Annotated in this window: 26 protein-coding genes; 6 read left to right on the top strand and 20 right to left on the bottom strand. The window is 64.7% G+C overall.

Going from position 1 to position 26,153, the window contains the following annotated elements:
* Nucleotides 1-18: 18 nt before the first annotated feature.
* From I6N89_RS17990 to I6N89_RS17960, 7 genes are all read right to left on the bottom strand, one after another.
* A complete protein-coding gene (locus I6N89_RS17990; RefSeq protein WP_207019901.1) occupies nt 19-951 on the bottom strand; it encodes a 2-hydroxyacid dehydrogenase in 933 nt (310 codons plus the stop codon).
* Entirely contained in the window at nt 951-2,090 is a 1,140-nt protein-coding gene (gene rodA, locus I6N89_RS17985; protein WP_207019900.1) for a rod shape-determining protein RodA, read from the bottom strand. Before rodA ends, I6N89_RS17990 begins: the two co-directional genes overlap by 1 nt.
* Entirely contained in the window at nt 2,087-4,006 is a 1,920-nt protein-coding gene (gene mrdA, locus I6N89_RS17980; RefSeq protein WP_207019899.1) for a penicillin-binding protein 2, read from the bottom strand. The genes rodA and mrdA overlap by 4 nt, the downstream gene beginning before the upstream one ends.
* Nucleotides 4,003-4,542: a rod shape-determining protein MreD gene (locus tag I6N89_RS17975; RefSeq protein ID WP_207019898.1), complete on the bottom strand. Its 540-nt coding sequence runs from the start codon at nt 4,540-4,542 to the stop codon at nt 4,003-4,005. The genes mrdA and I6N89_RS17975 overlap by 4 nt, the downstream gene beginning before the upstream one ends.
* Nucleotides 4,535-5,443: a rod shape-determining protein MreC gene (mreC, locus tag I6N89_RS17970; protein WP_207019897.1), complete on the bottom strand. Its 909-nt coding sequence runs from the start codon at nt 5,441-5,443 to the stop codon at nt 4,535-4,537. Before mreC ends, I6N89_RS17975 begins: the two co-directional genes overlap by 8 nt.
* A 45-nt stretch (nt 5,444-5,488) precedes the next feature.
* Nucleotides 5,489-6,535 carry a rod shape-determining protein gene (locus I6N89_RS17965; protein WP_207019896.1) on the bottom strand — a complete coding sequence of 349 codons (1,047 nt, stop codon included), beginning with the start codon at nt 6,533-6,535 and terminating at the stop codon, nt 5,489-5,491.
* Nucleotides 6,536-6,665: 130 nt separating this feature from the next.
* Entirely contained in the window at nt 6,666-7,304 is a 639-nt protein-coding gene (locus I6N89_RS17960; protein ID WP_207019895.1) for a hypothetical protein, read from the bottom strand.
* A 150-nt stretch (nt 7,305-7,454) separates the two neighbouring features.
* Between I6N89_RS17960 and I6N89_RS17955 the strand changes: the two genes are divergently transcribed.
* Nucleotides 7,455-7,904, top strand: a complete 450-nt coding sequence (locus I6N89_RS17955; protein WP_207019894.1) for a YtoQ family protein — start codon at nt 7,455-7,457, stop codon at nt 7,902-7,904.
* Between the two features lie 156 nt (nt 7,905-8,060).
* Here the strand turns inward: I6N89_RS17955 and I6N89_RS17950 are convergent, their stop codons facing one another.
* Entirely contained in the window at nt 8,061-8,759 is a 699-nt protein-coding gene (locus I6N89_RS17950) for a glutathione S-transferase family protein (protein ID WP_207019893.1), read from the bottom strand.
* A 155-nt stretch (nt 8,760-8,914) separates the two neighbouring features.
* On the opposite strand from I6N89_RS17950, the gene mscL reads away from it, so the two are divergent.
* Nucleotides 8,915-9,337 carry a large conductance mechanosensitive channel protein MscL gene (gene mscL / locus I6N89_RS17945; protein ID WP_207019892.1) on the top strand — a complete coding sequence of 141 codons (423 nt, stop codon included), beginning with the start codon at nt 8,915-8,917 and terminating at the stop codon, nt 9,335-9,337.
* Between the two features lie 108 nt (nt 9,338-9,445).
* Complete coding sequence (locus tag I6N89_RS17940; RefSeq protein ID WP_207019891.1) at nt 9,446-10,333, top strand: cation diffusion facilitator family transporter; 888 nt, start codon at nt 9,446-9,448, stop codon at nt 10,331-10,333.
* A gap of 25 nt (nt 10,334-10,358) precedes the next feature.
* Here the strand turns inward: I6N89_RS17940 and I6N89_RS17935 are convergent, their stop codons facing one another.
* The 6 genes from I6N89_RS17935 to ccrA all read right to left on the bottom strand — a co-directional run bounded on the left by I6N89_RS17935 (nt 10,359) and on the right by ccrA (nt 15,519).
* On the bottom strand, nt 10,359-10,748 hold the full coding sequence (locus I6N89_RS17935) for a PaaI family thioesterase (protein WP_207019890.1): 390 nt from the start codon (nt 10,746-10,748) through the stop codon (nt 10,359-10,361).
* Complete coding sequence (locus I6N89_RS17930; protein WP_207019889.1) at nt 10,745-12,280, bottom strand: ATP-dependent DNA helicase; 1,536 nt, start codon at nt 12,278-12,280, stop codon at nt 10,745-10,747. Before I6N89_RS17930 ends, I6N89_RS17935 begins: the two co-directional genes overlap by 4 nt.
* A 96-nt stretch (nt 12,281-12,376) precedes the next feature.
* The gene (locus tag I6N89_RS17925; protein ID WP_207019888.1) at nt 12,377-13,015 is read right to left on the bottom strand and encodes an acyl-homoserine-lactone synthase; all 639 of its coding nucleotides are present in this window, start codon (nt 13,013-13,015) and stop codon (nt 12,377-12,379) included.
* Between the two features lie 130 nt (nt 13,016-13,145).
* A complete protein-coding gene (locus I6N89_RS17920; protein ID WP_207019887.1) occupies nt 13,146-13,880 on the bottom strand; it encodes a helix-turn-helix transcriptional regulator in 735 nt (244 codons plus the stop codon).
* Nucleotides 13,822-14,022 (bottom strand): hypothetical protein, encoded by a 201-nt coding sequence (locus I6N89_RS17915; protein ID WP_236016710.1) that lies wholly within the window; start codon nt 14,020-14,022, stop codon nt 13,822-13,824. Before I6N89_RS17915 ends, I6N89_RS17920 begins: the two co-directional genes overlap by 59 nt.
* A gap of 210 nt (nt 14,023-14,232) precedes the next feature.
* On the bottom strand, nt 14,233-15,519 hold the full coding sequence (gene ccrA, locus I6N89_RS17910; RefSeq protein ID WP_207019886.1) for a crotonyl-CoA carboxylase/reductase: 1,287 nt from the start codon (nt 15,517-15,519) through the stop codon (nt 14,233-14,235).
* A 425-nt stretch (nt 15,520-15,944) separates the two neighbouring features.
* Between ccrA and I6N89_RS17905 the strand changes: the two genes are divergently transcribed.
* From I6N89_RS17905 to deoD, 3 genes are all read left to right on the top strand, one after another.
* Nucleotides 15,945-17,909: a protein meaA gene (locus tag I6N89_RS17905; RefSeq protein ID WP_207019885.1), complete on the top strand. Its 1,965-nt coding sequence runs from the start codon at nt 15,945-15,947 to the stop codon at nt 17,907-17,909.
* A 160-nt stretch (nt 17,910-18,069) separates the two neighbouring features.
* Nucleotides 18,070-18,381, top strand: a complete 312-nt coding sequence (locus I6N89_RS17900) for an H-NS family nucleoid-associated regulatory protein (RefSeq protein WP_207019884.1) — start codon at nt 18,070-18,072, stop codon at nt 18,379-18,381.
* A complete protein-coding gene (gene deoD, locus I6N89_RS17895) occupies nt 18,381-19,094 on the top strand; it encodes a purine-nucleoside phosphorylase (protein WP_207019883.1) in 714 nt (237 codons plus the stop codon). Before I6N89_RS17900 ends, deoD begins: the two co-directional genes overlap by 1 nt.
* A 36-nt stretch (nt 19,095-19,130) precedes the next feature.
* Here the strand turns inward: deoD and I6N89_RS17890 are convergent, their stop codons facing one another.
* From I6N89_RS17890 to I6N89_RS17865, 6 genes are all read right to left on the bottom strand, one after another.
* Nucleotides 19,131-19,976 carry an urea carboxylase-associated family protein gene (locus I6N89_RS17890; protein ID WP_207019882.1) on the bottom strand — a complete coding sequence of 282 codons (846 nt, stop codon included), beginning with the start codon at nt 19,974-19,976 and terminating at the stop codon, nt 19,131-19,133.
* A 64-nt stretch (nt 19,977-20,040) separates the two neighbouring features.
* Entirely contained in the window at nt 20,041-22,512 is a 2,472-nt protein-coding gene (locus I6N89_RS17885; protein WP_207019881.1) for a PIG-L family deacetylase, read from the bottom strand.
* 307 nt (nt 22,513-22,819) lie between these two features.
* Nucleotides 22,820-23,506, bottom strand: coding sequence for an ABC transporter ATP-binding protein (locus I6N89_RS17880; RefSeq protein WP_207019880.1), 687 nt, complete (start codon nt 23,504-23,506; stop codon nt 22,820-22,822).
* The gene (locus tag I6N89_RS17875) at nt 23,503-24,252 is read right to left on the bottom strand and encodes an ABC transporter ATP-binding protein (protein ID WP_207019879.1); all 750 of its coding nucleotides are present in this window, start codon (nt 24,250-24,252) and stop codon (nt 23,503-23,505) included. Before I6N89_RS17875 ends, I6N89_RS17880 begins: the two co-directional genes overlap by 4 nt.
* Nucleotides 24,245-25,225 carry a branched-chain amino acid ABC transporter permease gene (locus I6N89_RS17870; protein ID WP_207019878.1) on the bottom strand — a complete coding sequence of 327 codons (981 nt, stop codon included), beginning with the start codon at nt 25,223-25,225 and terminating at the stop codon, nt 24,245-24,247. Before I6N89_RS17870 ends, I6N89_RS17875 begins: the two co-directional genes overlap by 8 nt.
* Nucleotides 25,222-26,142 carry a branched-chain amino acid ABC transporter permease gene (locus tag I6N89_RS17865; RefSeq protein WP_207019877.1) on the bottom strand — a complete coding sequence of 307 codons (921 nt, stop codon included), beginning with the start codon at nt 26,140-26,142 and terminating at the stop codon, nt 25,222-25,224. Before I6N89_RS17865 ends, I6N89_RS17870 begins: the two co-directional genes overlap by 4 nt.
* Nucleotides 26,143-26,153 lie beyond the last annotated feature (11 nt).

Below are 26,153 nucleotides of genomic sequence, written 5' to 3'. Positions count from 1 at the left end.
TAGCGTTCCGCCTTAGCCTCAATACCCGGCGTCGCGATCCACCAGATGCAGCAGCGGCGCGCCCGCCTCGCCGCGGCGGATGTTCTCGGCGACAACGCGGGCGGCGCTCGACACGCGGGTCTCGGCGGCGATATGCGGCGTGACCGTCACGCCGGGATGCGCCCAGAACGGGTGCTCGGCGGGCAAAGGCTCGGTGCGGAACACGTCCAGCGTCGCATGCCCCACCTGGCCGCTGTCCAGCGCCGCGATCAGCGCCGCATCGTCGATCAACGGCCCGCGACCGGGATTGACGATGGCGGCACCGCGCGGCAGCCGCGCCAGCGTCTCGGCGTTCAGGATGTTCTGCGTCGCGGGCGTGTTCGGCAGCAGCAGCACGAGAATCTGCGCGCGTGCCAGCGCCGTTTCCAGCCCCTCCTCGCCATGCAGGCAGGTGACGCCCGCCACATCCTTGGGGCTGCGCGACCAGCCGGTGACCGGAAAGCCCAACCCAGCCAGCGTCTTTGCACAGGCGCTGCCCAGCGCGCCGAGCCCCAGCACGGAGACCGGGCGTTCCGGCGCCAGCGGCGGCACGACCGGCGCCCACTCATGCGATGGATTGACGATATAGGCATCCATCCCGAGATGGTGGCGCAGCACATGGCCCGCGACATATTCCATCATGCCGGTGGTCAGCCCCTCTTCGTCGACCATGCGCGCCAGCGGCACGCGCAGCGTCTCGTTGCCGGTGATGGTCTCGACCCCGGCCCAGAGGCTCAGCACCGCCTTAAGCCGCGTGTAGGGCGTGAAATCCTTGAGCCCGGAACTCGGCGCGTAGACGATGTAATCGACGCTCTCTGGCGGCGCCTCGCAGCTCAGCCGATAGGACAGCCCGTGCCCGTCCAGTGCCTCGCGCAGCGGCGCCCCGTATTCGGCCCAGCTCTCTGGGCCGGCGGAAAAAAGGATCTCGATCATCAGCGTGCCCTGTGGATCTGTGCGCTCTGGACCAGGCCGAAGGCGATCATCAGCACCAGCATCGCCGAGCCGCCATAGCTGACCAGCGGCAGCGGCACGCCGACCACCGGCGCCAGCCCCATCACCATCGACATGTTCACCGCGAAGAAGAGGAAGAAGGTCAGCCCGACGCCCAAGATCAGCAGCGAGGAATAGCGGTCGCGGTTCTGCATGGCGGCGACGATGCAGAACACCAGGATCAGCACGTAGAGCGCCAGCAGCGAGACGCCGCCGACAAAGCCGAACTCTTCGGCGAGCGTGTTGAAGATGAAGTCGGTATGTTTCTCGGGCAGGAAGTTCAGCCGCGATTGCGTGCCCTGCATGAAGCCGCGCCCGGTCCAGCCGCCGGAGCCCATGGCGATCTTGGCCTGAGTGATGTGATAACCCGCACCCAGAGGATCTGTGGAGGGATCGAGAAAGGTGTCGATCCGCTTGAACTGGTATTCCTTGAGCAGCTGCCAGTCGGTGCCGCGAGACAGGAACACGGTATAGACCGCGCCCACACCAGCGGCGATCACGACAGCGAAATAGGCCCAGTGCACGCCTGCGAGAAACATCATCAGCCCACCCGCCGTCATCAGCAGGATGGCGGTGCCGAGATCGGGCTGGGTCAGCACCAGAAAGGTCGGCAGCAGGATCAGTATCAGGGGCGCCAGCACCCAGATCGGCCGCGACACGCGTTTCATCGGCAGCCAGTCGTAATAGGCGGCCAGCGCCATGACGAGGGCGATCTTCATCACCTCTGAAGGCTGGAGCCGCATGAAGCCGATATCGATCCAGCGCTGTGCGCCCATGCCCACCGACCCGAAAAGCTCCACCGCCACCAGCATCAGCAGCGCCGCCAGATAGATCAGCGCCGAAAGGTTGCGCCAGAGCCAGATCGGCACCATCGCTACCACGAACATCGCCGCGAGCCCGAGCGCATAGCGCTTCATCTGCGGTTCGGCCCAGGGGTTCAGCGAGCCACCGGCCACCGAATACAGCATCAGGAAGCCGACGCCGGCCACGGCGCTGAGCAGGATCACCAGCGGCCAGTTGAGATAGAGGATCTTGCGCCAGCCCGACGGGACCGTCTTGACCGTGTATTCGAGATAGCTCACGCGCGTCTCCCCAGCTCGGCCGCGCGTTCCTGACGTTCGCGTTCGAGCCGCTCCTGCTGGGACTTGATGCGGCCACGGTCGGCGGTGGGATAGGCGTCGAGAGGCGGATCGCCTCCGTAAAGCGCCTGAAGCGTGATATCGCGGGCGATGGGCGCGGCGACAGACGAGCCGCCGCCGCCGTGCTCGACCACAACGGATACCGCGATGCGCGGCGCATCATAGGGCGCGAAATTGACGAACAGCGCGTGGTCGCGTTCTTCCCAGGGCACGTCCTGGTTGCGCACCACCCGGTTCAGCACCTGGCTGGTGCCGGTCTTGCCGGCCATGCGCATATTGTCGGCGATGATGCGCGAGCGATAGGCGGTGCCGCGCCGGCTGTTGGAAACCGCGAACATCGCCTTGCGGATATAGCGCAGGTGGCTGGGCGAGAGATCGAGCGCCTCGCCGCCGCCCGAGGGCGCCGCGATACCGTTGACGCTGCGCACGAGGCGCGGCGTCACCGCCCGCCCCGTGGCGACGCGGGCCACCATGATCGCCTGCTGCAAGGGCGAGGTCAGCACGAACCCCTGCCCGATCGAGGCGTTCACCGTGTCGCCGATCAGCCATTCCGCGCCGCGCTCGCGCCGCTTCCAGTCCTTATCGGGCATCAGCCCTGCGGTGACCGCCGACATAGGCACCTCGGGCGCGGCGCCCAGCCCGAGCTTGCGTCCCATGGCGGCGATGTTCTCGATGCCGACCTTGAGCGCCAGATCGTAGTAATAGACGTCGCAGCTGTCGCGCAGGCTGTTTTCCAGGTTCACATGGCCGTGCCCCGCCCGTTTCCAGCAATGAAAGCGGCGCGAGCCCACCTCCATGTAGCCGGGGCAATAGACCGTCTCGTCGGGGGTGATGAGCCCCGCATCGAGCGCCGCCAGCGCGGTGACGATCTTGAAGGTCGAGCCGGGCGGATAGGCGTCCTGCACGGTCTTGGAGGCCAGCGGGCGGTGATTGTTGTCGCGCAGCTCGCCGTAATCCTTCACCGAGATGCCACGGACGAACTTGTTGGGGTCGTAGGACGGCGCCGAGGCGATGGCGAGGATGTCGCCATGCTCCAGATCCATCACCACGGCGCTGGCGCTCTCCTCGCCCAGCCGCGCCTTGATGTAGTCCTGAAGCGCGCTGTCCAGCGTGAGCTGGAGATCGGCGCCGGCCTCGCCCTCGCGGCGATCGAGCTCGCGCATGACACGGCCCACGGCGTTGACCTCGACCCGCTTGGCACCGGCGGAACCGCGCAGCCGGTCCTCGAATTTCGACTCGATCCCGACTTTGCCGATCTGGAAGCGCGGGATGCGCAGCACCGGCTCGGGATCCTCGTAGCGTTCCAGATCGCGCTCCGAGACCGGGCCGACATAGCCCACCACATGGGCAAAGGTCTCGTGCTGCGGATAGACCCGGCTGAGCCCGACCTCGGGTGTCACGCCGGGCAGCGCCGGCGCGTTAACGGCGACACGGCTGATCGCCTCCCAGCTCACCCGGTCGGCGACCGTCACCTGAAGGAAGGGCGGCGAGGTGCGCATCTCCTCGAGCGCGCGCTCCACCTCGTCGCGGTCGAGCTCGACCAGCGCCGAGAGCCGCCCGATCACATCCTCCACATCGCCGGCATCCTCGCGCCGCATGGTGATGCGATAGGTCTGCTCGTTCTCGGCGATGACCCGCCCCTCGCGGTCGAAGATGCGCCCGCGCGAGGGCGGGATGAGGTGAATATTGACACGGTTTTCCTCCGCCAGAAGGCGGAACTCGTCGGCCTGATCGACCTGCATATAGCGCATACGCAGCGCCAGCGCGCCGCCAAAGGCAAGCTGCGCGCCCCCCAGCATCAGCCCGCGGCGGGTGATCTTGCGGTTGCTCTCGGCGCTGTCGCGGGGCGTGCGTCTCACAGGCTTCTCCCGGCATGATCGAAATCGCCCGGCGCCATGCGGCGGACCCCGAGCAGATATTGCGAGACGATGACCACCAGCGGGTAGCACAGCACGGTCACCGCATATCGCATGAGCGCAAGGAAAGACGTTCCCGAGGGCACGATCAAGAGGCCCAGCACCAGCCGGTACGCAATCGTGATCGCCAGCAGCACCGTGGCGACGGCAATCCACTCCATCGCAAAGGTCGACTCGCGGTCGCGCCGGTCGCGCGATTTCAGGAACTCTGTAGCCAGCAGCACCAGCGCCGCCCAGAGCCCCGGCGGGCGCTGGAACAGGATATCGGCCAGCAGCATCACCCCAGCGACGGAGAGCGCCGGCACGTAATCGGGCCGCCGCAGCGCCCAGGCAAAACACAGCGCGACCAGCAGGTCGGGCCCGGCATAGCGCGGCGGCATCATGTCGAGCGGCAGCAGGTGGTAGAACATCACCAGCAGCGAAAGCCCGACAAAGGTGCCGCGCATGATCCAGATGCGCGCGGGGCGGGCCTCAGCCATCGGGCTGCTCCGCCACGCCGGCACTGTCGCTGCCCGGCGCGATCTCCGGCAGGATCAACGCCGAAGGCGCGCTCACCCGGCGCGCGCCGTGATCACGCAGCACGCGGAGGAATTCCAGCCGCTCGTAGTCGGCGGCCAGCCGCACCCGCAGACGCCCGCCCGGATCCTCAGCCACCTGCCCGATGAGCAGGCCCGGCGGGAACACCTCGCCGTCGCCGGAGGTCACGATACGGTCGCCGGGACGTACCTGATCGGCGTCTTCGAGAAAGTCGATGGGCGGCGCGGCGGAATTGTCGCCGGTGACCATCGCGCGCTGCCCGGAGGGCTGGATGATCGCCGGAATGCGGCTGGTGGCATCGGTCAGCAGGATCACGCGGGAGGTATTGGGCCCGACGCCCGAGATCCGCCCCACCAGCCCGATCCCATCCATGGTGGCCCAGCCATCGACGATGCCGTCGCGCGAGCCCACGTTGATCAGTACCGACTGCCGAAAGGGCGAGCCGCTGTCGGCCAGCACCACGCCGGTGATATAGGTCAGGCGCGGATCGAGCCGCACGTTGTTGAGATCGCGCAACCGGGCATTTTCCTGCTCCAGTTGCAGCGCCGCCTCTTTCCAGGCGGTCATCTGCCGCAGCTCGCGCCGCAGCTCCTGGTTCTGGTCGTAGATGCGCTGATAGCTCTGGAAATCGCGCAGGATGCCCACAGCGCCGGTCACCGGCGCCATGGCCCAGTCGAACCCGGGGATCACCGCATCGACGATCTGCGCCCGAAAGCGCTCGACCCGCGGGCTGTCGATGCGCCAGAAGATGAAAAGGCCCACGAGGCACAACAGCAGCACCGCCAGAAGCAGACGCTTCAGCGGGCCGGCATAATCCTCGGAATTGGTTCCTTGCTTGGCCATTCAACCCCTTATAGCAGGCTTGGGGCCGCCGTCACAAAACGCGGATCACGAATCGTAGTCGATGGCGTGGCGCAGCTGCTTTTCATATTCCAGCGCCTTGCCGGTGCCGAGCGCCACGCAGTTGAGGCTCTCGTCGGCAATCGACACGGCAAGCCCGGTCTGCTCGCGCAGCGCCAGATCGAGATCGCCCAGCAGCGCGCCGCCTCCGGTGAGCATCACGCCCCGGTCGACGATGTCGGCGGCAAGATCCGGCGGCGTGGCTTCGAGCGCGGTCATCACCGCCTCGCAGATCTGCTGCACCGGTTCGGAGAGCGCCTCGGCGACCTGTGCCTGACTGATCTCGGTTTCCTTGGGAACGCCGTTCAGCAGGTCACGCCCGCGGATCTGCATCGAGCTGCCGCGCCCGTCGTCGGGCATCCGGGCAGTGCCGATGGAGGTCTTGATACGTTCGGCGGTGGATTCGCCCACCAGCAGGTTCTGCTGGCGGCGCAGATAGTTGACGATGGCCTCGTCCATGCGGTCGCCGCCGACGCGGATCGAGCGCGCATAGACGATGTCGCCCAGCGACAAAACCGCCACCTCGGTGGTGCCGCCGCCGATATCCACCACCATGTTGCCGGTGGGATCGGTGATCGGCATGCCCGCGCCGATGGCGGCTGCGATGGGCTCGGCGATGAGCCCTGCCTTGCGCGCCCCGGCGCTCAGCACCGACTGGCGGATCGCACGTTTTTCCACGGGCGTGGCGCCATGCGGCACGCAGACGATGATCTTGGGTTTCGAGAAGGTCGAGCGCTTGTGCACCTTGCGGATGAAGTGCTTGATCATCTCCTCGGCGGTGTCGAAATCGGCAATCACACCTTCGCGCATCGGGCGGATGGCCTCGATGCTGCCCGGCGTCCGGCCCAGCATCAGCTTGGCGTCCTCGCCCACGGCCAGCACCTTTTTCACGCCGTCCTTGACGTGATAGGCGACGACCGACGGTTCAGACAGGATCACCCCCCGTCCCTTGACATAGACCAGCGTGTTCGCGGTCCCAAGGTCGATGGCCATGTCCGCCGAAAAGGCGCCCATGAGTCTGTCCAGTCCAAACATGCTGCGTCCTGCCCCGAATACTAGGATGGGCCTGCGACTCTCCCCGAGCCCAAGCCGGGGCCCTTATAGGACCGCTTTTACCTGCGCGAAAGGGGCAGGACCGCGCAAATCAGCGTGAAACCGCCTTTGCTCAGGCCGGCCAGGCTGCGGGCACCCGCTCTTGCACGCGTTTGAGCTTCAGTAGGTCCATGTAGTTGCCGATCTTGTGATCCTCGCCCGGGTTCGCCTCGTCCGGGGTCAGCCAGTAAAGGCTGCCGACATTTCGGAAGCCCAGGAAAGCCGGCGGCGCGTGGCAGACCGTATCGTCGATGCGGCAGATATTCAGCACCCAGCCCTCGCCCGCCATGCGCCCGCGCGACTTGCAGGTTTTCGGCGAGGCAAAGGCAATGGTGGGCGTCGAGAGCGAGGCCCCGACGATCTGCGCCGATGCCGCGCCCAGACTGTGGCCAACGATGAATTTCGGCCGCAACCCCTTGGCAAAGGTGTAGACGATCTGGGCGTGTTCGAGAAACCCGCCATGCCAGAGCGTGCCGCTGTCGCCCGGAACCACCTCGAACCCGTGACCGTCCATCGGTCTGCCGCCGAATTGCAAGTTGAAATCGAACCAGTCCGACAGCTCGTTGGTGCCGGGGATCACCAGCGTGCCGTCCTTGAGGTAAAACGCCTGGACGCCGCGAATATCTATGGCGGTATGCACGCGGTCGCCTAGATCATTGGCATAGGCATCGCGGATCAGTTCCGCCGCGCTCATCACGGGCAATTTGGCCATCGGGAAATCTCCTTCGGTAAAATCAATGACGCGAAGTCTAGCCGCTCCGCTCGCGCAATGGGAGTCTTCGCTGCGCGATGCGCGCCGCGATACCTTGTTTCCGCGACCGGGTCGCATACCTCATGGGAAACGCAACGAGGGAGGCCGCCCATGGGGCTCAATGTCTATCTGTCCGGAGAAATCCACACCGACTGGCGCGACCGGATCATCGAGGGCGCGCAGGGGCTCGATCTGACCTTTTCCGCGCCAGTGACCGATCACGCCGCCAGCGACGATTGCGGCGTCGCGATCCTCGGCGCAGAGGAGAACAAGTTCTGGCACGACCGCAAGGGCGCGCAGATAAACGCCATCCGTACCCGTAAAGGCATCGCCGATGCCGATGTGGTGGTGGTGCGCTTCGGCGACAAATACAAGCAGTGGAACGCCGCCTTCGACGCGGGCTATGCCGCCGCGCTGGGGAAATCGCTGATCATCCTGCAACCGCCGGAGCACGATCACGCGCTGAAGGAGGTCGACGCCGCCGCCCTCGCCGTGGCGCGCGAGCCCGAGGAGGTCGTGGAGATCTTCCGCTACGTGCTGACCGGCACCCTGCCCGGCTGACATCGCTCCAAAGTGGGGCGTTGCCCCTCGCGCGCCGGGGCGCGCTCCCCCGAGTATTTGCCGGAAAGATGAAAGCAGCAGATGCCCCCGGCCTTCATCTTTCGCAAAATACTCCCACCGGAGGCGTCCTGCCCCCGGCGGACATTGCAACGCCGCTCAGTCGCGCGGCGGGATGTTCAGCGCCGCCTGCACCGCAGGTCGGGCGAGGAAGCGGTCGAGATAGGCGACGCAGCGCGGATGCTCCTCCCAGCCGACCGCCTCCTTGGCATCGTAGAAATCGAAGGCGTTGAGCCACGGCCCCAGCGCCATATCGGCGATTGAATAGGCGCCCGCGATCCAGTCGCGCCCCTCGAGCGCGGTTTCGATCACGCCCAGCAGCCGCCGCGTCTCGCCGATATAACGCTCGCGCGGGAGCGGATCCTCGACCTTGGCGCCGGCGAATTTCCAGAAGAAACCGAGCTGGCCGAACATCGGCCCCGGCCCGCCCATCTGGAACATCACCCATTGCAGGATCTCATAGCGCTCGCGCGCCGACTCGCCGATGAAATTGCCGGTCTTTTCGGCCAGATAGACCAGGATCGCGCCGCTTTCGAAAAGCCCTAGAGGCGCTCCGCCCGGCCCGTTCGGGTCGATGATCGCGGGGATCTTGCCGTTGGGGTTGAGCGAGGTGAATTCCGCGCCCTTCACGTCGACATCGGCGAGGCTCACCTTATGCGGCTCATAATCGAGCCCCATCTCTTCGAGCGCGGTCGAGACTTTTACGCCATTGGGGGTGGGAAAGGAGTAGAGCTGGATGCGGTCGGGATGTGCGGCCGGCCAGCGTTTGGTGATCGGAAATGCGGACAAATCGGTCATAACGGGTCCATGTCATATCGGAGGAGGAGAGGACGGCCGCGATTTTCCCTTTCGGTTGAACGGCCTGCTGTGTCATGGGATTTTCGTGATACCTTGCACAAGGTCGGGGCAAGCGCAAACCGCGCTCGCGATTTCATAATAGTGGGACAGATGGAATGATCCAGGAATTCAGAGACTTTATCGCCAAGGGCAATGTCATGGACATGGCCGTCGGCATCATCGTGGGCGCGGCCTTTACCGCCATCGTCACTTCGCTGGTCGGCGACATCATCAACCCCATCATCGCGCTCTTTACCGGCGGCATCGATTTCTCGGGCTGGTTCTATGCGCTGGACGGCGGCGAATACGCCTCGCTCGACGCCGCGAAAGAGGCCGGCGCACCGGTCTTTGCCATCGGAAGCTTCATCATGGCGATCATCAATTTCCTGATCATCGCATTTGTCGTCTTCATGCTCGTCAAGACCGTAAACCGGATCAAGTCAGCAGCGGAAAAGCCCGACGATGTCGCCCCCGAGGTGCCGACCGGCCCCTCCGAACTCGACATCCTGATCGAGATCCGGGACTCGCTGAAAAAGTGATCTATGCCGGGCCCGCCCTCGGCGGCGGGCCTGCTCCGGCCGGCAACCGCATCGGTTGCACTGGCCCGGGCGCTTCGCTATCAGGCCCGCAAACGCGGAGAGAGGCGCATGAGCCGTGCCATGAACATCGCCTATGGCAGCGTTGCCGTGGGGCTCGCGGTTCTCGCGATAAAGGCGCTGGCCTGGTGGCTGACGGGCTCTGTCGCGCTGCTCTCCGACGCGCTGGAAAGCATCGTAAATGTCGCCACCGCGCTTGCCGCACTGATCGCGCTGCGCATCGCGGCCCAGCCCGCCGATGCCGATCATCCCTATGGCCATCACAAGGCGGAATATTTCAGCGCAGTGCTCGAAGGCGTGCTGATCGTCGTCGCCGCCATCCTGATCCTGCGCGAGGCCTGGAACGCCTGGGAAAACCCTCGTGTGATCTCCGCGCCCTGGCTCGGGCTTGGCGTCAACCTGACCGCCAGCGTACTGAACGGGGTCTGGTGCTGGGTGCTGCTGCGCGCGGGGCGCGAGCTGCGTTCGCCGGCGCTGGAAGCGGACGGGCGGCATCTGCTGACCGATGTCGTCTCCTCGGTCGGCGTGACCGCCGGCGTGGTACTGGCGGTGTTGACCGGTTGGTGGTGGCTCGACCCGGCGCTTGCGGCGCTGGTGGCGCTCAATATCCTCTGGTCGGGCTGGCAGGTGGTGCGCGGTTCGGTCGGCGGGCTGATGGACGAGGCCGCGCCGGAAGACGAGATCGAGCAGATGCGCGCGCTGATCTCGGCCAATGCCGAGGGCGCCGTCGAGGCACATGATCTGCGCTCACGCCGCGCCGGGCGGGCGCTCTTCGTCGAGTTTCACCTGGTGGTTCCGGGCGGGATGACCGTCGAGGCAGCACATGAGATCTGCGACCGGATCGAGGCGGCGCTGCACAGCGCCTTCGAAGGCAGCCGCGTGACCATCCATGTGGAACCCGAACACAAGGCCAAGCATAGCGGCATCGTCGTGCTGTAGGGTGGGTTTCCAACCCACCATTTCATCAACGATACCGAAACACACCCGTGCCCTTTGCCAGCAGCACGCCCGTGTCGTCGGTGAGCGTCGCCTCGGCAAAGAAGGTGCTGCGCCCGCCGCCGGTCTTGCGCCCTTCGCATATCAAGCGCGTGCCCGCAGGCCGGCCGATATACTGCACATTCAGCGACAGGGTCAGCGCCATGATGCGGCGGTCCGGATCGCCCGTCCAGCAGCCCGAGAGCCCCATGGCCGAGTCGAGCAGCGTCGCATGCACCCCGCCATGCGGCAGCCCCTGTCGGTTGCCGATCGCCTCGACGATCGGCATCTCATAGCGCGCATAGCCCTCGCGCCAGTCAGTCAGATCGTAGCCCAGATGCCGCGAAAAGGGGCTCGGCGGTTCGTTGAAATCACTCATATCAGTCCAGGTTCTTCCTGTTCCAGTTCCAGCGGTGCCGCCGGTGCCTTGAGGTCGTCGACGCGCAGCGGCCCGGTCGGACGCGCCAGACGGTTGCGTACCACCCAGTGCAGACGCTCGGACGCGCGGGTGATCGCCACATAGGCGAGCCGTTTCCAGAGCGGCTGGCCGGCCTCCATCCGCCCCATCCGCGCCGCGACAAACAGATCCGGCGCAAAGACCTGCACCGCCTCCCATTGCGAGCCCTGCGCCTTGTGGATCGTCACCGCCGCGCCATGCAGGAAGGCCGCGCCCATGCGGGCGGCGAAGGGAATGAAGGGCTCTTCCTCGTCGGGTTTCTCGATTTTCACGATGGAGGCCGCCGAGACCTGCGGATCGGGCGCGCCCATCACATGCAGCCGCGAAAAGCCCGGCTTGCGGCCCGGGCCGAGATAGATCACCTGCGCGCCCTTGATCAGGCCGCGCGCCTCCAGATCCAGACGTTTCTTGCGATGTTTCAGCGGCAGCTCGATGCCGTCGCAGATGAGCGGCTCGCCGGGCAGCAGCTCGGTCTCGGGGGCGTCATGCACGGCGCGGAAGGCGTTGATCAGCCGGATGCGCGTGGCGTTGCGCCAGACCAGCACCGGAGAGCGCGCCATGAGATCGACCTCGACCCGCTGCCCCCAGACCACGCGGTCGTCCTGCCGGGCCTTGTCCTCGACCATGCGCTCGAAATCCTGGAACTCCAGCGAGGGATCGGCCAGCGCATGCGCCAGATCGAGGATCGGATTGTCGGCCTCCTGCCGGTGGATGCGGTGCAGTTCGAGCTTCTGACTGTCCTTCACACCGTCGAACACCATCTTGCCGGACTGGTTCACCGGGGCGAGCTGCGCCGGATCGCCGAACAGCACGAGATTGGGGAAGATCTCCTGCAAATCCTCGAACTGGCGATCATCGAGCATCGAGGCTTCATCGACAAAACCGATATCGAGCGGCTCCTCGCGGCGTTTCCAGCCGGTGATGAAATCGCTGCCGCGCAGGCCGGCGGCGGCAAGCGCCGCGGGCACGGATTTGTGGGTCTGATAAGCGGCGAAGGCGCGGTCCATCGCTTCTTCGGTCAGCGCCTCAATCTCAGGCTTTTCGTCGTTGCCCATCAGCCATTCGGCGATGCGCTCATATTCGGGGTCATAGACCGGAGTGTAGAGGATGCGGTGGATCGTGGTCGCCGGCACACCGCGCAGCCGCAGCACGCTCGCGGCCTTGTTGGTCGGCGCCAGCACCGCGAAATTGCGCTTTTCCTTGCGCTTGCGACTTTCGTAATCGCCCGTGACGATCTCAGCTCCGGCGGCGTCGAGCGCCTTGCAGAGCTCCGAAAGCAGCAGCGTCTTGCCCGAGCCGGCCTTGCCCATCAGCGCCATGACCTGCCCCTTGCCCTCCTTGGCGGGCAGGCAGAGCCCCTCGTCGAGATCGACACCCGCATCGCGCAACATCGCCGAGACGCGGTCCCAGGCTTCGGCCTGATCTTCGGAAAATGTGAGGGCGGGCAGATCCATGCGGCGGACCCTAATGCTCCGGGCAGGGGGACGCCAGCGCGCAATGCCCCTGCCCGAGCGATATGGGCGGGGGCCGTGCCCCCGCCACATCTGACGTTATGCCGCCGCAGCAGAGACCTTTTGCGGCATGGCCCCGAAGGAGGCATCGAACCAGGCGCGCGACTGCATCGGCGGGATGCCGGCGCTCTGCGCGACCCGGGCCTGGGCTTCGGGGTTGAACTCCCACAGGCCGACGCTGATGCGCTCGCGCCCCTCGCCTTCGCTGCCGAGCACCTCGGGCGAAGAGCCGATACGCTTGTAGATGCGCACCATGCGGGCATCGAAGACCCCGACGTAATGCTCGACGCCAAAGCCCTGCATGACCTCGCCACCGGCGAGCATCAGCGCGGCGGCGGTGCCGGGATCGGTCTCGCGCGCCAGGCAGAAGCGGGTGCATTCCCAGATGATCGGGCTCTGGATGCGCACGCCGTCGGTGAGGTGCAGGAAGTGCTCGTTGACCATGCAGCGCCCGACGGTGGGCAGCAGCCGCATGGAGCCGCCATGGGTGCCGTCGGGACGTTCCCAGATGACATAGAGCGGGTTGAGCGCATCGTACTCGTCACGCTCCTCGCCATTGGCATCGACATGCACGTCCCAGCCGAGCCGGGTTTTGAACTGATCGGCGCGATCCAGGAACATGGTGCGCTTGAGCAGCGGGAAGGCATTCAGTTGGTCTGCGTAGATAAAACGGATCATAGCTTCACTCCTTTTTGGTCCGATGGAGTGAAAGCTGCTCGACTTTCGCTAAGGTTGCAAAATTTAGCCGCAATTCGGTCACGCCTGAAACAATCTTCTGCCACAAAAATGCCCGATTTCGTGGCGGCGTTCAGACGACGATGAGGCCTCGCGACAAAGCCCTTGCAACCGCATGCGTCGTGTTCATCGCGCCCAGCTTGTAGCGGGCGCTTTCGATGTACACGCGCAGCGTATGTTCAGAAATACTAAGAGTTTCAGCAACTTGCGCACGACTATAGCCGACCGCAAGCAGCGTCATCGCCTCGACTTCGCGCGGACTCAGCGGCTGCGCGGGCTCTGGCGTACGGCCTGGTTCGAGCTCCAGCGCCTTCTGATTGAAGTAATGTGCGACCAAAATAAGGTCGCGACGATTGGTCTCAGTGAATTCTTCCCAATCTTCGTCATCACAGTTGTGACTGACGCTGAAGACGGCAAATTGGCCGTTCGGACCCCGGATGGGAATCGAGTAGCCCTGATTCCCTACGCCATGCGCGATGGCATCCTTCTGGAACGCGCGGGCCGCTTTCGACGACCAGTCGAGGCGCTTCCAGTCGACCGGGTGGAAGTGCTGGTAGCAGCCGATGACCACCGGATCGATGCGCAGATACCCCTTCTCGAGATAGCGCTGCACCCAGACCGGATCGTAGGTGCCGCAGCCATATTGCGTTCCGTTGGCGCTGACCCAATGATAGACAAGATGATCAACTCTGTAGCGGTCTCTCAGGTCTTCGATTGCGGTCTGGAGATCGTCCAGCCGCTGCGCTTCTTCAAGCCGTTCCAGAAGCCCGCCTGTTTCGGGCATTTCCGCCGCAAAGCCCAAGTTCATTCCCTTCGGCGCTCGACGCAATCTCGATCTGTGCGACGAGCTGAGCTTCATCCAACTGCTCGGCCAGCGCGTCCATGGAGTTGGCGCGCGCAAACGTCTTCAGGTCGGTCAATACGTCGATGATCCAATCATGTCGCATCATAAGCCTTCCCGCAGATTATTAACAATCAGTAAATCCACTCTAGACCTGCCCAACGCGCGCCAACATTCACGGATTCCAACTCCCCAGAAATAGTGAGGCAAAAATGTGGAAGCCATTGATGCGATTTACCGTGCCCTGATTTCGACACAAAAAACCGCGAACCGGCGGGCCGATTCGCGGCTTGATTGTGGCGGCTCTGTGGCGGCCCGGTTAGCGCCGCGCGGTCAACGCCTCTTCAAAGGTGCGCAGCCCGGTTTTGGGCGCCTGCACCAGCACCGACATGTTGCCGGGCTTGTGCTGGTTCCGGAGCATTTTCATATGCGCATCGGGGATTTGCTCCCACTCGAACACCTCCGACATGCAGGGATCGAGCCGCCGCTCGACCATAAGCCGGTTGGCGGATGCCGCCTGCTTGAGATGCGCGAAATGCGAGCCCTGAAGGCGCTTCTGGTGCATCCACATGTAGCGCACGTCGAAGGTGCAGTTGAACCCGGTGGTGCCGGCGCAGATCACCACCATGCCGCCCTTCTTGCAGACCAGCGTGGAGACCGGGAACGTCGCCTCACCCGGGTGCTCGAACACCATGTCGACATTCACGCCCTTGCCGGTGATGTCCCAGATCGCCTTGCCGAACTTGCGGGCCTCTTTCATCCACTCATTGTATTCCGGCGTGTTGACCGTGGGCAGCTGCCCCCAGCACTTGAAGTCCTTCCGGTTGATCACGCCCTTGGCGCCCAACCCAAGCACGAAATCGCGCTTGTCCTCTTCCGAGATCACCCCGATCGCATTGGCGCCGGCGGTGTTGATGAGCTGGATCGCATAGGAGCCGAGCCCGCCCGAGGCGCCCCAGACCAGCACGTTCTGCCCGGGCTTGAGCTCATGCGGATGGTGACCGAAGAGCATCCGGTAGGCGGTGGCCAGCGTCAGCGTGTAGCAGGCGCTCTCCTCCCAGGTCAGGTGCTTGGGGCGCGGCATGAGCTGCTGCGCCTGCACACGGGCGAACTGCGCGAAAGAGCCGTCGCCGGTCTCGTAGCCCCAGATCCGCTGCGTGGGCGAGAACATCGGGTCGCCGCCGTTGCACTCCTCGTCGTCGCCATCGTCTTGGTTGCAATGGATCACGACCTCGTCGCCGACCTTCCAGGTCTTCACCTTGTCACCCACCGCCCAGACGATGCCCGAGGCATCGGAGCCGGCGATGTGATACTCCTGCTTGTGCACGTCGAAGGGCGAGATCGGCACGCCCAGACCGGCCCAGACGCCATTATAGTTCACGCCCGCCGCCATCACGAGCACGAGAACCTCGTGGCTGTCGATCTGCCAGGTGTCGACAACTTCCTTCTGGAAGCTCTTGTCCGGCTCGCCGTGGCGCTCGCGGCGGATCGCCCAAGCATACATCTTCTTCGGTACGTAGCCGAGGGGCGGCATCTCGCCGATCTCGTAGAGGTCTTTCTCCGGCGCCTCGTAAGGCGCGATCCCGGTTTGCGTGTCCAAAGCCATCGGGGCCTCCTTCCTGATGTGACCAGTGCTGGTCCTGTTGTGCGAATGCCTCGCGCCGCAGCGCAGAATCGCTGGGCTTCAACAAGGTGAAATAAAGATCGCCGCGCAACAATGCAACAACGACTAAGGTGTATTTTGTAATTTTATGACCGAGCGGATGCAGAAACCACGGAGGCCATGCCGGTTGCCGAGGCGCCGGGCGGCCCGGATCCGATGGGAATTCTCTTCAGAATAGGCAGATGCAGCTCAATCCAGCTAGATTTATCGCAGGGGACACAGCTCAGCGGCGGCATGGTGCCGCTCTCTGACGCAACGGCCCGGACAACGCCGCAGCGCGGCGAATTGACGAGACATAATATTTCGCATATCCAACCCACAACGCAACAAGCTTACCCATTTGATTCTGATTGCCGATGGAGACCGACATGACGGACGTTCAAAAAGACCGCCCCTGGCTGATCCGCACCTATGCCGGGCATTCGACCGCGAAAGCCTCGAACGCGCTCTATCGTAGCAATCTGGCGCGCGGGCAGACCGGGCTTTCGGTGGCCTTCGACCTGCCGACGCAGACGGGCTATGACAGCGACCACATCCTCGCGCGCGGCGAGGTGGGCAAGGTCGGCGTGCCGGTCTGCCATCTGGGCGATATGCGGACGCTCTTCGACGAGATCCCGCTGGAGCAGATGAACACGTCGATGACGATCAACGCCACCGCCCCCTGGCTGCTGGCGCTCTATATCGCGGTGGCCGAGGAACAGGGCGCCGATGTCACCAAGCTTCAGGGCACGGTGCAGAACGACCTGATCAAGGAATACCTGTCGCGCGGCACCTATATCTGTCCGCCGAAACCCTCGCTGAAGATGATCGGCGACGTGGCCGAATACTGCTATACCAATGTGCCGAAATGGAACCCGATGAACGTGTGTTCCTATCACCTGCAAGAGGCCGGCGCGACGCCCGAGCAGGAGCTGGCCTTTGCGCTGGCCACCGGCATCGCGGTGCTGGACGAGCTGAAACCCCGCGTCGCCGACGAGGATTTCCCGGCGCTTTGCGGACGGATCTCGTTCTTTGTGAATGCCGGCATCCGTTTCGTCACCGAGATGTGCAAGATGCGCGCCTTCGTCGATCTCTGGGACGAGATCCTGATGGAGCGCTACGGTGTCGAGGATCCGAAATTCCGCCGCTTCCGCTATGGCGTGCAGGTGAACTCGCTGGGGCTCACCGAGCAGCAGCCGGAAAACAACGTCTACCGCATCCTGATCGAGATGCTGGCCGTGACGCTCTCGAAAAAGGCCCGTGCCCGCGCGGTGCAGCTCCCCGCCTGGAACGAGGCGCTCGGCCTGCCCCGCCCCTGGGACCAGCAATGGTCGATGCGGATGCAGCAGATCCTGGCCTATGAGACCGACCTTCTGGAATATGGCGATCTCTTCGACGGCAACCCGGTGGTCGACGCCAAGGTCGAGGCGCTGAAAGACGGCGCCCGGGCGGAGCTGGCCAATATCGATTCCATGGGTGGGGCCATCGGCGCCATCGACCATATGAAAAGCCGCCTGGTCGATGCCAATGCCGAGCGGCTGAACCGCATCGAACGCGAGGAGACCATCGTCGTCGGCGTCAACAAATGGACCGAGGGCGAGCCCTCGCCGCTGATGGGCGAAGACGGCGGCATCATGGTCGTCGATCCCGCGGTCGAACAGGAGCAGATCGACCGACTGAACGCCTGGCGCGCCGAGCGCGACGAGGCGGCGGTGAAAGCCGCGCTGGAGGCGCTGCGCACTGCGGCGAACGACGGGCGCAATGTGATGCCCGCCTCTATCGCGGCGGCGAAAGCCGGGGTAACCACCGGCGAATGGGCCTCGCAGATGCGTGCGGTGCACGGCGAATATCGCGGCCCCACCGGCGTTTCGAAAGCGGTCAGCAACAAGACCGAGGGGCTGGAGGATATCCGCGAGGCGGTGGATGCGGTCAGCGACCGTCTCGGCCGGCGCCTGCGCTTCCTGGTCGGCAAGCCGGGACTCGACGGCCATTCCAATGGCGCCGAACAGATCGCTTTCCGCGCCCGCGACTGCGGCATGGAAATCGACTATGAGGGCATCCGCCTGACGCCGGAGCAAATTGTTGAAGCGGCCAAGAATGGCGCCCATGTGGTCGGTCTTTCGATCCTTTCAGGGAGCCATATCCCCCTGGTCGAAGACCTTATGGACCGGATGCGCGAGGAAGGGCTGTCGCATATTCCCGTGGTCGTCGGCGGCATCATTCCGGACGAGGATGCAAAGCGGCTGAAAGCAATGGGCGTGGCCAAAGTCTACACCCCGAAAGACTTTGCGCTGAACACGATCATGAGGGATATCGTGACGCTCGTCGATGCCGAGGCCGTTGCCGCTGAATAGCGCCAGACGCCACTCGCGAATAGAAATTGAATAAAGCCGCTCACCCGAAAGGTGAGCGGCTTTTCGCTTTTCGTTAAAGAAAATGTGACATGACACAAATTACACTCTTGCGATTATGCTATTCTTGTAAAAAAGCTCCCCTTACAAAATGGAGACGAGCATGCAGATCGAACTTGAAAGCCTTTCGAAAGACGAACTGAAACAGCTGAAGAACGACGTGGAGAAGGCGCTCAAAACCATCGACGCCAGACGCCGGGCAGAGGCGAAACGCGCTGCCGAACAGGCCGCAAAAGAATTTGGTTTCTCGCTCGACGAGATCCTTTCCGCAGGCGGGACCAAAGGGTCCAAGGGCGCTCCGAAATACGCAAACCCCACCGATCCGTCGCAGACCTGGACGGGACGCGGTCGCAAACCCAATTGGGTGGTCGAGGCGCTCGAGTCGGGCAAGTCCATGGAAGATCTGGCGCTTTAATGACCATTCATATCGCTGCGGAGCCCGGGCAGATCGCCGAAACGGTGCTGCTGCCCGGCGATCCGCTACGGGCGGAATGGGCCGCGAAGACCTTTCTTGAGGACCCGGTTTGCATAAACCGGGTTCGTGGCATGCTGGGGTTTAGCGGCACATGGCAAGGCCACAGGGTCACCATCCATGGCTCCGGAATGGGAATGCCCAGCCTGTCCATATATGCGAATGAGCTGATACGAGATTATGGCGTAAATACGTTGATCCGCATCGGCTCTTGCGGTGCAATGCAGGAAAGCGTGGAATTGCGTGACGTCATTTTGGCAATGACGGCCTCATCCCTTTCCACCCCTTCCTCTGGAATATTCAGAGAGCTGAATTTCTCACCCTGCGCGAATTACGAATTGCTCGCAGCCGCCGTTTCATCAGCCAGAACGCTGAAAACAAAATACCATGTCGGCGGAATCTATTCCGCAGACGTATTCTACGATGAACGCCCCGATCTCAATGAGATCATGACACGGCACGGGATACTCGGCGTTGAGATGGAAACAGCGGAACTCTACAATCTCGCCGCGCGACATGGCGCGCGGGCACTCGCTGTGCTGACCGTATCCGATCATTTGCTGTATCACAAGTCGCTCTCTTCAGAGGACCGGCAAAGCTCTTTCGGCGACATGGTGCAGATCGCACTCGAAGCCGCCTTCGCCCCCGCCGAATAGCGGCACAGATCTTACCGATAGGCGCGCACGCCGCGCCTATCGTCCATGGCTGCCGTCATAGCCATTGCGCGCTGGAGACTGCCAGCCGGCCAGCGCTCCCGCTTTCGGCTGAAGAATTTCCACCCTCAGCGGATAGCATTGCGCGCTATCGGAGCTGTGTTCCGAAGAACAGTCGCCGCCCGGACAGGCGCTGAGCGCGCCCAGCAGGTCGATCTCGGCGAATAATGTCAGATGATCGCCCGGGCGCACCGGGCTCGCCTTCATGAAATACTGGCCGGTATCGCGGGTAAAACCGGTGCACATGAAGACATTCAGCACATCATGCACATGCGGCTCGGCCTCTTGCCGCGTCATGCCGGTGGCATCGGAGAGCGCCCGGATCAGATTGGAATGGCAGCAATGGTGGTATTGCGTGCCCGAGAGGAGATTGCCGGTATAGGGATCGCAGCGGGTGCCGATCACGTCATGCACCGCGCCGCCATAGGCGTCGATCCCATACCAGCTCAGCGTGTCCTCGACGATGGTCGCCATGGTCCGCAGATGCGGGAAAGACGACCACAGCCGCTCGCCGGTGCTCACATGGGTGCCGTGCAGCGCACGGGTCTTACCGGAATAGAAGCGCTCGGAGAGGTCGCCGTCCCGCCAGAGGTTGAGATCGCCGACCTGCGGCCCCTCGACGCTTACGATGCGAAAGAACTGCCCGGCCTTCACCCGAAAATGGCAGGCCTCGCGCGGCGCGGCAACCGCGACGGAGACCGGTTCCGCCTCGCAGAGCGCCGCAGAATAAAGCGCCATGTCCGGCCGTGGCAGGGTTTCCGGCGGATAACAGATTACCGGGGCGATCGCGCGGCGGTCATCGGCATCGGCGGGGGCTTGGCTCATGTCGGGCACTCCTTTCGAGAGCCCGACTGAAGCCGATTACGCCCGCGCCAGCAAGACCACGCGCTCAGACGATCACCGGATCGAGCTCGGCTTCCTGTTCCTCGAGCGCCAGGCGCGCCGCCTCGGCGTCCTCCTCGGACTGGCTGGCCAGCGCCGCCAGTGCAGAGCCGTCATGACTGTACTGGTCGAGCACATATTCCCGTTGCAGCCATTCTTCATATGAATCGATCAGCATGCCCTCGCTCGCCCAGACCTGCGTGTCATGCGCGGCGTATTGCAGGAAGATGTCGCGCATCTCCTCGTGCTCTGCGCCCTCGACATTCTCCTCGAAGCCCCAGGTGGCATAGCCGTAATAGCTGGTCACCGTCAGCTCGCCACTATAATCCGCCGCCGCCTGAGCGGAGAATTCCGAGGCGTGCACATGGTCGGAATGCTCCAGATCCGTGTGTTCGCTGGTATGGTCCTGAATGTGGATCTGATCGGGCGTGTGCCGCTCCATGAGCTGGGTCAGCACGCCGGTCAGCTCTTCGCTGCTATAGGTGGCGCTGCCGTCGACGGCTGTCATCGTGTCGATGCGCCCATCCCAGAGCTTTTCGAGGCTTTCGCCGTCATAGGTCTCCGACCCGGTGCCCTGGAACCCATCGGGCAGGCGCAGGAAATAGAGCCGGATATCGGGGTCGCTGGCGAGATAGGAGCTGGCGATCTCGTGCTCGACGCCGCCCGCCGAGATCGAGACGGTTTCATCGACCCAGTCATTGGCGCCCGCCATCTCGCCATAGGCATCCTTTTCGCCAGCCTCGCGCTCGCTCCAGTATTCCTCGCCCATGCCGGCATCGCCCGAGGTCAGGTAGACCGTGGTCACCGGGGCGTCACCGTCGATGAGATCGCTGATCGTGGGATTCATGAACAGCAGGTCGTCGTCCTGATGCGCCACAAAGATCATGTCGCCGGCGCCTGTCACGGGAGGCGGCGGATCGCCGGGATCGGTCGGATCCGTGGGATCTGTTGGATCGGTCGGATCGGTGGGGTCCACCGGATCGACGGGGTCGGTCGGATCGGTCGGATCGCCCTCGCCCGGATCGGAGGGCTCGCTCAGCGCGGTGACCGCGATGCCCGAGATCTCGCCCACCAGCGCGTCGTCCTCCGGCCAGTTCGATTCCCCGACCAGCAGGTTTTCGCGGTCGACATCCTCCGGCACCACGCCGTCGGCCTCCGCCAGCCGCGCGCCGTCCTTGTCGATCCACATCAGCCCGTCCGGATCGACCCCGGCGCTCCACTCGGCGGTCTCGCCCTGCACGATGGCCCCCTCGGCCACCACGCGATGCGCCTCGCCCTCGGCCCAGATCTCCAGCATCATGTCGCCGGTATTCTCGACCTGACCGAGGATGATATTGTTGCTGTTGGGGCCGTCGCCGAAATCCACCACCCGCTGCCAATAGGCGCCCTGAAGGTCGTCGAAGCGCACGGTGACGTCGATCCGGAACGCGCCGTCGATCTGCGGGATCTCGCCCTCGGCAACCGGCTCCTCGGGCGCGGGCGACGGGTCGGTCACCGGCGGCTCTTCGGGGTCGGTGGGCTCTTCCGGCGGCGTGGGCTCTTCGGGCACGGTCGGATCCTCGGGCTCCTCCGGCGGCACCGGCGTGCCGTCCTGCGTCACGGTCAGGTCCAGCACCACCCCGTCGATGGCCGCCCCGCCGGCCTCGGTCGCATCGCCTACGCTCAAATCATCGCGGGCCACATCGGCGGGAACCACCCCCTGCCCCTCGGCCAGCCGCTCCCCATCCTTCTCCATCCACATCGTGCCGTCGGTCTCCACGCCCACGGCCCAATGCGCCATCTCGCCTTCCGTGATCGCGTCCTCGGCGGTGAGGCTGTGGGTCTCGCCGTCCTGCACGATCACAAAGGTCATGTCGTTGCTGGCGCCGTCCTGCGTCAGCGCAATGCTGCTGGTGCCGGCGCTGTCGGCGAAGTCGAACACGCCCTGCCAGGCCCGGCCCGCCACATCGTCGAAGCGCACCGCCGCATCGACCCGGAACGCGCCCGCAATGTTCTCGGGTTCATTGAGAAAGCCGCCATCCGGCGTCTCGCCCTCGTTGGTGACGTCGAGACCCAGCACCGCGCCTTCGAGCGGCGCGTCATCGGCCCAGTTCGACTCGCCCAGAAGCTCGTTGAGCCGGCTGGTATCGGCAGGCACCACGCCCTGCGCCTCGGCCAGGCGTTCGCCGTTCTTGGCGATCCACATCAGCCCGTCCGGCTCCACCCCGATATTCCAGGTCGCCACCTCGCCCTCGACAATGACATCCGACGCGGTCACCCGGTGGCTTTCTCCGTCCTGATAGATGGCGAACACCATGTCCGAGGTGTTCTCGACCTGCGCCAGCAGGATATTGTCGGTGCCAGGCCCGCTGCCGAAGTCAATGACCCGCTGCCAGTACCCGGCGAGGATGTCGTCGAAGCGGGCGACCACCTCGATCTCGAACGCACCGTTGATATCTTCCATGTCGCCAAGGGCGGCGCTCGGGTCGAAGGGAGGCATGGCGGCTCCTGTTACGCCGGGAACGGCGCGCGCAGGCACGCGCCTGTCCGCCGGTCGGGCTACGGTGGCGCAACTCTAGAGGAAATGTGGCGAAAACTTGCCGAAAACTATGCGTTTCCAAAACGGAAACACCCGAAAGCGATACGCAATCTTCAAATTATTATTGCAGTACAATGCAATAGTCGAAATCAGGAACAACCCGCCAAATCGACCCCGGCGCGAAAACAGCGACAAAGGCGCAAAAGCCCCGAATTTGTATCCGTCTGCACCTTTGACACCGGGCGAATCGCTTTACGGTAACAGCGGCCTACAACCCAAGATAGGTCTCGCCGATCTCGCCGCTGAGATCCGCCATGGCGCCGCTCCAGACGCTGCGCCCGCGTTCAAGGATCACCGCCCGGTCGCAGGCCCCGCGCAGCTCCTTCAGCGATTTGTCGATCACCAGCATCGCCATGCCGCTCTCGGCCTTGAGCGCCGCGATGGCGGCCCAGATCTCCCGGCGCACGGTCGGGGCCAGCCCCTCGGTCGCCTCGTCGAGGATCAGCAGGCGCGGATTGGTCATCAGCGCCCGCCCGATGGCCAGCATCTGCTGCTCGCCCCCCGAGAGCGACGCGGCGCGCTGGCGCCGCCGCTCGCCCAGACGCGGGAACAGCGCCTCGACCCGTGCCGCATCCCAATGGCCGGGGCGCGCGGCGGCGATGAGGTTTTCGCTCACCGTCAGATCGCGGAAACAGCGCCGCCCCTCGGGCACCAGCCCAATGCCCAGCCGCGCGGCCTTGTGGCTTGGCAGGCGGCTCAGATCGTGGCCGTCGAAAACCAGCGTGCCCTGCGCCGGCAGCATCCGGCAGATGCAGTGCACGGTGGTGGTCTTGCCCATGCCGTTGCGGCCCATCATCGCCACCGCCTGCCCCGGCGCGATCTCCAGATCGACGCCAAAGAGCGCCTGGCTCGCGCCATAAGACGCGGTGACCCGGTGCAGGGATAACAGGCTCATGCCTCCTCCCCCAGATAAGCGTCGCGCACCCGCGGGTCGCGGCGGATCTCCTCGACACTGCCGGTGGCGATCACCTTTCCATAGACCAGCACGCTGATCCGGTCGGCCAGCGCAAAGACCGCGTCCATGTCGTGCTCCACCAGCAGAATCGGCGCCTGCGCCCGCAGCCCGTCGAGAAAGCCGGTCAGACGTTTGGAGCCTTCCTGCCCCAGCCCCGCCATCGGCTCATCCATGACAAAGGCCTTGGGCGCCAGCGTCAGCGCGACCGCCACCTCGAGCTGCCGGCGCTGGCCATGGCTTAGCTCGGCGGTGCGCAGCTCCGCCAGATCGGCGAGCCCCACCGCCTCCAGCGCCGCCTCGGCACGGGTGCGCAGGCTTGCGTCCCGATCCGCCCGCGCAAGGAACCGCCATGGCCGCCCGCTGGCCCCCAGCGCACCGAGCAGCGCGTTTTGCAGAACCGTATCCTCCATCGCCAGCGCCGAGGTCTGGAAGGTCCGCGCCAGCCCGCGCGCCGCCCGCGCCTCGGTGCTCGCGCGCGTCACGTCGCGGCCGAGGAACTCGACCCGCCCGATATCGGGGGCCAGCGCGCCGCAGATCTGCGCGATGAGTGTGGATTTCCCGGCGCCGTTCGGGCCGATGATGGCGTGGATCTCGCCCGGGCGCAGGTCGATGGAAATACCGTCGCTCGCCTGAAGCGCGCCGAAGGCCTTGCTTAGCCCATGGGTGGCCAGAACCGGCTCAGCCATCGCGCCGCCTCCCCGCGATCATGCCCACCAGACCGCCCTTGCCGAACAGCACCACCGCCAGCAGGAAAAGCCCGAGAAAGATCTGCCAGAACTCGCTGACCCCGCCCAGAAGATGCTCCAGCAGCACGTAAAACCCCGCCCCCGCCACCGGTCCGAAGAGCCGCGCCACGCCGCCGATGATGACAAAGACCATGATCTCGCCAGACATCTGCCAGCTCAGCATGGAGGGGCTCACAAAGCGGTTGAGATCGGCAAAGAGCGCCCCGGCAAGCCCGGTGATCCCGCCCGAGATCACCAGCGCCACCAGTTGCAGCCGCCTCGGGTCGAGCCCCACGGCCCGCACCCGCGCCGGCACCTGCCGCGCCGCGTTCAGCGCCAGTCCGAAGGGCGAGCGCATCAGTCGCGCATAGAGCAGCAACGCGATGCAGAGCCAGACGAGGCAGATGCCGTAGAACTGGATCGGGACCAGCGTGTTCAGACCGGGAAAGCCGTTGCGCACATAGATCGACAACCCGTCCTCGCCGCCATAGGCCGGCCAGGAGATCGCGAAAAAATACATCATCTGACCGAAGGCCAGCGTGATCATGATGAAATAGACCCCCGAGGTGCGCAGACTCAACAACCCGATGACAAGCGCAGCGCAGGAAGAGGCCGCCACCGCCACAAGCCAGATCACCGGCATGGATTTTGTGCCCTCGATCACAAAGGGCCACTCCATCAGCGCGGTATAATTCTGCGCATGGCTCGCAAGGATCCCCATCGCATAGCCGCCGATGCCGAAAAACACCGCATGGCCGAGGCTCACCAGCCCGCCCATCCCAAGCGCGATGTTCAGCCCCACCGCCGCCAGCGCAAAGATCACCGCGCGGGTGGCAAGCGTGATGGTAAAGGGCTCGTCGGCCCAGAGCGCCCATCCCGGCACGACCACCAGCGCGAGCAGCAGCGCGGCGTTGAGCCAGCTTTCCCGGCTCATGTCCGCGCCCCGAACAATCCGGTGGGCCGCCAGATCAGCACCGCCGCCATCAGGATATAGATCGCCATGGAGGCAAAGGCCGAACCGCTGGCGGCGGCGCTGGCCGGATCGGTGAAGAGCTTGAAGAGCTCGGGCAGCAGCACGCCGCCCAGCGTATCGGTGAGCCCGACCAGCAGCGCGCCAATCAGCGCGCCCTTTATAGAGCCGATGCCGCCGATCACGATCACCACGAAGGCGAGGATCAGCACCGGCTCGCCCATGCCGACCTGCACCGACTGGATCGCCCCCACCAGCGCGCCGGCCAGCCCCGCCAGCGCCGCGCCGAGCGCAAACACAAGCGTGTAGAGCTTGCCGATATCCACCCCCAGCGCCGCGATCATCTCGCGGTCGTTCTCACCCGCACGGATGCGGATGCCGAGCCGGGTGCGGGCGTTGAGCCACCAGAGCCCCAGCGCCACCGCGACCCCCACCCCGATCAGCGCAAGCCGGTAGGCGGGATAGGCGATGCCACCGGGCAGGGTCACGGTGCCCGAGAGCGCCTCGGGGATGTCGAGATAGAGCGGGAAGGAGCCGAAAAGCCAGCGCGTGCCTTCGGAAAAGATCAGGATCAGCGCGAAAGTGGCCAGCACCTGGTCGAGATGATCCTTAGCGTAAAGCCTGCGGATCACCAGCAGCTCGACCAGCGCACCGGCGGCAGCGGCGGCGGCCAGCGCCGCGACCAGCGCCAGCAGGAACGAGCCGGTGAGCCCCGCGACCGTGGCGGCGGCAAAGGCCCCCACCATGTAGAGCGAACCGTGCGCCAGGTTGATCAGCCCCATGACGCCGAAGATCAGCGTCAGCCCGGCGGCCATGAGAAACAGCATGACACCGGATTGCAGGCCGTTCAGGACCTGTTCAGCAAGCAGGATCGGGGACATTGCGGGCGCTC

Source organism: Salipiger abyssi, assembly GCF_017311415.1.
Classification (GTDB): domain Bacteria; phylum Pseudomonadota; class Alphaproteobacteria; order Rhodobacterales; family Rhodobacteraceae; genus Salipiger; species Salipiger abyssi_A.
Note: the sequence above shows the minus strand (reverse complement) of the source record. Positions and strands in the feature narration are given on the sequence as shown.